5 protein-coding genes are annotated in these 6,426 nt (G+C 70.0%); 1 reads left to right on the plus strand and 4 read right to left on the minus strand.

Going from position 1 to position 6,426, the window contains the following annotated elements; translation table 11 throughout:
* Positions 1–125 precede the first annotated feature (125 nt).
* From ACWGI8_RS36780 to ACWGI8_RS36795, 4 genes are all read right to left on the minus strand, one after another.
* Positions 126–1,547 (minus strand): NCS2 family permease, encoded by a 1,422-nt coding sequence (locus ACWGI8_RS36780; protein WP_453667782.1) that lies wholly within the window; start codon positions 1,545–1,547, stop codon positions 126–128.
* 117 nt (positions 1,548–1,664) lie between these two features.
* On the minus strand, positions 1,665–3,023 hold the full coding sequence (locus tag ACWGI8_RS36785) for a S28 family serine protease (RefSeq protein WP_453667783.1): 1,359 nt from the start codon (positions 3,021–3,023) through the stop codon (positions 1,665–1,667).
* 124 nt (positions 3,024–3,147) lie between these two features.
* Positions 3,148–4,311, minus strand: coding sequence for a hypothetical protein (locus ACWGI8_RS36790; protein WP_453667784.1), 1,164 nt, complete (start codon positions 4,309–4,311; stop codon positions 3,148–3,150).
* Complete coding sequence (locus ACWGI8_RS36795) at positions 4,308–5,258, minus strand: 5-dehydro-4-deoxyglucarate dehydratase (RefSeq protein WP_453667785.1); 951 nt, start codon at positions 5,256–5,258, stop codon at positions 4,308–4,310. The genes ACWGI8_RS36790 and ACWGI8_RS36795 overlap by 4 nt, the downstream gene beginning before the upstream one ends.
* A 252-nt stretch (positions 5,259–5,510) precedes the next feature.
* On the opposite strand from ACWGI8_RS36795, the gene ACWGI8_RS36800 reads away from it, so the two are divergent.
* Positions 5,511–6,335: an NAD-dependent epimerase/dehydratase family protein gene (locus ACWGI8_RS36800; protein WP_453667786.1), complete on the plus strand. Its 825-nt coding sequence runs from the start codon at positions 5,511–5,513 to the stop codon at positions 6,333–6,335.
* The last annotated feature ends 91 nt before the right edge of the window (positions 6,336–6,426 follow it).

Raw genomic sequence — 6,426 nt, forward strand, 5'->3', positions numbered from 1 at the left:
CCCCAGAGCTGCGCCTGGGAGGTGCCCCCACCGCCTTGCGATGCGTCCCCTCGGCCCTCCGGGCCTGGGGAGACCCCATGCATCTGACGCCGCGGTCTGTTCCTCGAAGATCGCCCGGACAGGGCCTAGCCGACGCCCAGCAGCTGCTGGATCGGGTCGATCGCGAAGTACACGACGAACAGCGCCGTCGTGCTCCACAGCAGCCAGTGCACCTCGCGCGCCTTGCCGAGCACCGTCTTGATGACGGTGTAGGCGATGAACCCGGCGCCGATGCCGTTGGTGATGGAGTACGTGAAGGGCATCACGGCGATCGTGAGGAAGGCCGGGATGGCGATCTCGTACCGCACCCAGTCGATGTGCCGGACCTGCGCCATCAGCAGGAAGCCGACCGCGACCAGCGCGGGGGCGGCGGCCTGGGCCGGGACGACCGTGGCGAGCGGGGTGAGGAAGAGGGCGAGCCCGAAGAGCGCGCCGGTCACGACGGAGGCGAAGCCGGTACGGGCGCCCTCGCCGACACCCGCGGCCGACTCGATGTAGGACGTGGCCGAGGAGGCGGACGCCGCGCCGCCCGCGACGGCCGCGGCGCCGTCGATGAGCAGGACCCGGCCCAGGTTCGGGACATTGCCGTTCTCGTCGAGCAGCCCGGCCTCGTTGGAGACGCCGACGACCGTGCCCATGGTGTCGAAGAAGTCGCTCAGGATCAGGGTGAAGACGAGCAGGACGATGGTGATGACACTGACCTGCCCGAAGGCGCCGAAGAGGCTGAAGTTTCCGACGAGCCCGAAGTCCGGGGCCGCCACGACGCTCTCGGGGACGGTGGGGACGGTCAGTCCCCAGGCGGTCGGGGCGATGTCGGCGATCTCGTTGATGACGATCGCGACGACCGTCATCACGACGATGGAGATCAGGATCGCGCCGCCCACCTTGCGCGCCATCAGTGAGATGGTGAGGAGAACGCCCAGACAGAAGACCAGCACGGGCCAGCCGCTCAGCTGTCCGCTCGCCCCGAGCTGCACCGGAACGGTCCCCGTCGCGCCGGGGATACGGGTCGCGAAGCCCGCGTCGATGAAGCCGATGAACGCGATGAACAGCCCGATGCCGACGCTGATGGCCTGCTTCAGCTGCTGCGGGATCGCGTGCATGACGGCCTCGCGCAGACCCGTGACGACCAGGACACAGATGAGGATGCCTTCGATGACCACCAGGCCCATCGCATCGGGCCAGCTCATCAACGGGGCGATCTGGAAGGCGACGAGGGCGTTGAGGCCGAGCCCGGCGGCGATGGCGAGCGGCAGATTGCCGCCGAGGCCCATGATCGCGGTCATCACGGCGGCCACGAGCGCGGTGACGGTGACGAGCTGGGGCCCGGAGAGCTGGGCTCCGAATTTGTCCTCGGCCCCACCGAGGATGATCGGGTTGAGCACGAGAATGTAGGCCATCGTGAAGAACGTGGCGAAGCCGCCGCGTACCTCGCGCCCGAAGGTCGATCCGCGCTCGGTGATTCTGAAGTAGCGGTCGACGGCGTTGTGTCCCTGTGGTTCCGGCATGGCTCTCCTCGGCGGGTGACGGTTTCCGCGCTGTGTCGATGGCTGGATTGTGCCCACCGAGGAGGCCGTTCAGGTTTTCGCCGTGTTACTTGACCAGGGTGTGACCTGACCGCGGCGCTATTTCACCGCCGCCCACCTCTTGATCGTGGCGATGGCCTGTTCCTGCTGCTCCGCCGGCAGTTTGCCGATCGAGGCCCCGTGGTTGGCGCCGGGCACGACATAGCGGTACGAGTCGTGCCGGCTCGGTGTGAACTTTTCGGCGCTCCAGGGGTCGTTCTGGCCGTAGATGTACATCATCCGCTCGCCCCGTGTCCGCACCCAGCTGTCGATGTCGGCGATTGCCGCGTTGTCGTACGAGCCGCGCATCACATCGGGCAGGACCGAGTTGGGCTGGTAGATGTCCGGGTAGTGGCGCACGTCCTTGAGGTGCTTGAACTTCAGATCGGCCCAGCCGAGCTGGGTCGCGGCCTGCCGGTAGTAGGGGCCCGCGCCGTTCGTGCCGAGCGTCTCGTCCTGGTAGACGCTGAAGCCGTGCTGCTTGGACCACTCGTACAGTTCGTCGTCGCCGACGGTCTTCGCGTCGGGGACGGTGGCGCAGTTGTCGGCGGTGTCGCTCTGCCAGAAGTTCCACACCTGGTCGAGGACGGCGAACTCATAGGCCCGGTCGATGGTGCCGAGGGTCTCCTCGAAGGTGTCGCCGTTCTTCACCGCGTCCGCCTCGAACTTGGGCAGCAGACGCTCGCGGCGCACGAGCATCTCGCGCTGTACGGCATTGAGCGCGTCCCGGCACTCCTGTGTGCCGACCGTGCGGAAGAACCGCTCGTACGTCGAGTCGTCCTTGTTGTTCGCGTCGTTGGGGGCGACGAAGGCGACGACCGCGTCGAGGTCCCCCGGGTAGAAGCGCTCGTGGTAGGTCGCGGTCATGCCGCCCTTGCTGCCGCCCGTCCCCAGCCACTTCCCCTTCTCGATGCCGCGCAGTGCCTGGGTGATGCGGTGCTCGTCGCTCGCCTCCTGCCAGATGGTCAGCTTGGACCAGTCGTCACCGGCCGGGCCCGCGGGCCGCGACTCGGCGAAGTAACGGTGTTCGACGCTGATCTGGTTGGCGTCGATCAGGCGGGTGAGGGAGGTGATGCCGGTGGAGAGGGTGTAGCCGCCGGTGTGGAAGACGGTGGGCCGGTCGGCGGACTTGTGCCACAGCGTCAGACGCTGGGTGAACGTGCCGCGGAGCGGGTGGCGGTGGTCGACCGGCTGGGCGTACGTCAGCGTGTAGTACGGGTGTCCCTCGCGGTCCACGACCGAGACGACGGTCATGCCCGGGATGCGTTCCAGCTGGTCGCGTACGTCCTCGGCGGCCGCGGCCCGGGCCGGATCCGGCGCGGCCGCAGTGGCCGCCACGGCGGGAAGGGCTCCGGCCAGGATCGCCGTACCGGAAACCAGCCCGGCGCACAGAAGCGCGGTTATCCCCTTGATGCGCACAGTGTTTCCCCTCGTACATGAGTGACGGGTGGTGCGCCGGATGCTACGGCGTCAGGAGGCGCCGCACCGGAAAGTACGCCAACTGCCCCAACGGGCCTGCCGGCGGCGGTGATGTCGGTGGGCGTCAGACGAGCTGTGCCAGCGCGTCTTTGACAGCCGCCAGGTCCTGGTCGGAGGCGAGTCCCGCGTGGTACAGGCGCAGTTCGTCCGCCCCGAGCGAGGCGGCACGGCCCGCGTCGGCGGCGAGGGTTCCCGGGCTGCCGCCCATGCCTGCGACCACGGTGAGGTTGGCGGCGACGACGGACGTCGCGGACGCGTGCTGGGCGAACGGCGGCAGCAGCCGCGTTCCGCCGGTGCAGGGCACGACCACGCCGTCGGCGATGCCGAGGATGTGCGCGGGGTCGACCCCGGCGTCGGCACCGCAGTGGTACGCCACCGGATCCGCGTGCAGCAGCACCTGGAAGCCCTCCGGGGCGGCGGCCCGTACCGCGGCGACGACGGCCTCCTGCAGCGTCCGCGCCGTGCGGGTACGGAACTCCAGGGTCACCGCGGTCGGTTCGGCTCCCAGCAGCTTCTCGACCAGGATGTCGGGGGGTGTGCTCCCCCGCCACACCGGCTCCAGCGCGTCCCGCACGCCCGCGCTCAGCTCGTCGGGGTCCGTGCCCTGTGCCGCGTATCCGTCCCGGCAGGCGGGGCAGAAGCACAGCGACATGGCGTACCGGGCGGCGTCGCCGAGGCCGACACCCGCGATCTTGTCGTGGGCGTGCAGATGGGCGAGCCCGTACCAGCCGCAGGATTCGAGCTCCGTGCCGCGTGCCCCCGGCCGTACCGCCGCCTCGGCCGCGAGGGTCTGCAGATAGGCGCGGACGGCGGGCTGGGCGATGCAGGGCGCCCAGGGATAGCGGTCGCCGTACGCGTTGACCACGGACGTGCCCGGGTGCTCCGCGCCGAGGCGGGAGTTGTGGGCGAGGACGACCCAGGTGTGCACGTCGAGTCCGGCGGCGGTGAGGGCGTCGGCGGCCTGTCCGTACGCGTCGCCGGGCGCCCAGGACCCGGCCGGGTACGGACGGAGCGCGGCTCCCGCCCAGCGCGCCTCGTCCGGCGGGTAGAGCACGGCCGCGTGTTCGGCGGTGACGACGCGGTGGCGGGGGTGGCGCGGGGTGAGGGCGCGGGTCGAATGGTAGGCGGAGGCGAGGGTGACCTGCCGGACGCCGAGACCGGCGATCCGGCCCGCGGCGTCAGGGTCGCCGGTGATGTCCCAGGGGTAGACGAAGGCGCCGGCCTTCACTCGGCCGCTCCGTCTCCGATGAGTGCACGGCCGCGTTCGACGATGTCGGCGAGCTCCTTGAGGTGGTCGGCGGACGGCTCGCTCAGCGGCGGCCGTACCTCGCCGACGTCCTGTCCGCGCAGCCGCACCGCGGCCTTGACGAGCGAGACGGCGTATCCGTGGCGGGACGCACGCAGTTCCACGAGGGGGCGGTAGAAGCCGTCGAGGAGGCGTTCGACGGTGGCGTCGTCGCCGGTGGTGAGGGCGCGGTGGAAGGCGAGGGCGATCTCGGGGGCGAAGCAGAAGACGGCGGAGGAGTAGAGGGTGATGCCGATGCCGCGGTAGGCGAGGGCGGTGAGCTCGGCGGTGGGCAGGCCGTTGAAGTAGAGGAAGTCGCGCCCGGGAGCCTCGGTGCGTACGGCGCTGACGATGCGCTGCATCAGGTCGAGGTCGCCGTACCCGTCCTTGAGGCCGATGATGCCGTCGACCGCGGCGAGTCCGACGACGGTCTCGGGCGTGAACACCGCGTTGTCGCGCTGGTAGACGATGACATCGAGCTCGGTGGCGGCCGCGAGCGCGGCGTAGTGACGCAGCAGTCCGGCCTGGTCGGCGACGACGAGGTAGGGCGGCATGGCGAGGATCCCGTCGGCGCCCGCGTCCTCGGCGAGCTTCGCGTACCGGATGGCGAGGGCCGTGCCGTAGCCGGCGCCCGCGAGGACGGGGACCCGGCCGGCGGTCTCCTCGACCGCGGCGGCGACGCAGTCGCGGAACTCCTCCGGGGTCAGGGCATGGAACTCGCCGGTGCCGCAGCAGGCGAAGACGGCCCCGGCGCCGGCCTCGACACCGGATCGCACGTGGGCGCGGAAGGCATCGAGGCCGAGGGCGCCGTCCGGTCCGTACGCGGTGACGGGGAAGAACAGCGGCCCCTCGGCATGGGTGAGTCGGGCGGCGAGCGGGGCTGAGGTCACGGGCGCTCCCTGGGCCGTGCACCGAGCGATCAGGCTCGTGCATCATTCTGATCGACGTCTACATTTCTGAACATCGCCACGCTAGTGCGGCCCCAATGGCGAGGTCAAGCCGGAAAACCGCAACTCAACGGCATGATTGACACCTTTACGCCACACTTGACGGTGCCGCGACCGCTCCCTAGCGTGTCCACGCATGTGAATGCCGTCTACAGACCTGCGTCCTGTCCGAGTCGCGTCGAGGGGAACCCACCCATGCCCGCACCCCGCACCGTCCTGCTGACCGGCGCAGCCGGCGGCATCGGCACCCTGATGCGGGGGCTGCTGCCCGCGTACGGCTACGAGCTCCGCCTCTTCGACATGACCCCCATCGACGGAGAGCCCGGCGCGATCACCGCCGACCTCGCCGACAAGGACGCACTGCGCGAGGCCGTACGGGGCGTGGACGCGATCATCCACCTGGCGGGCATCTCCCTGGAGGCCTCCTTCGACAAGATCCTCCGCGCCAACATCGAGGGCACGTACAACCTCTACGAGGCGGCCCGCGAGGCGGGCGTCGGGCGCGTCGTCTTCGCCTCCAGCAATCACGCGGTCGGCTTCACCCCGCGCCCGCGCGAGAGCGCACCTCGTGATCCAGGCGTGCTGATCCCGGTCGACACGCCCCACCGCCCCGACACCTACTACGGCCTCTCCAAGTGCTTCGGCGAGGATCTCGCCCAGCTGTACTGGGACCAGTACGGCATCGAGACCGTGTCCGTCAGGATCGGCTCCTGCTTCATGGAGCCCAACAGCGTGCGGATGCTCTCGGTCTGGATGAGCCCCGGCGACGGCGCCCGTCTCTTCCATGCCGCACTGACGGCCAAGGACGTGGGCCACACCGTCGTCTACGGTTCCTCCGCCAACACCCGCCTGTGGTGGGACCTCTCGACGGCGCGTGCGCTCGGCTACGAGCCGCAGGACGACTCGGAGCAGTTCGCGGAGAAGCTCATCGCCGAACAGGGCGAACTGGACCCGGCCAACCCGGACCACACGTATCTGGGCGGCCACTTCGTGACGCGGCCGCCGATGTGGCCGCACTAGTGCCGCGACCGGCAATGTTTGCCCGTCAAGGAGCGTCGTCCGGTGCGTGCCATCGCAAGGCGGCCGGAAGTCCTTGTAGCGGAGCTACCAG

It is taken from the genome of Streptomyces sp. NPDC054841, assembly GCF_053611045.1.

Coding starts and splice junctions, on each gene's coding strand:
- ACWGI8_RS36780 (WP_453667782.1), bottom strand. CDS start 1,547: ATGCCGGAACCACAGGGACACAACGCCGTCGACCGCTACTTCAGAATC.
- ACWGI8_RS36800 (WP_453667786.1), top strand. CDS start 5,511: ATGCCCGCACCCCGCACCGTCCTGCTGACCGGCGCAGCCGGCGGCATC.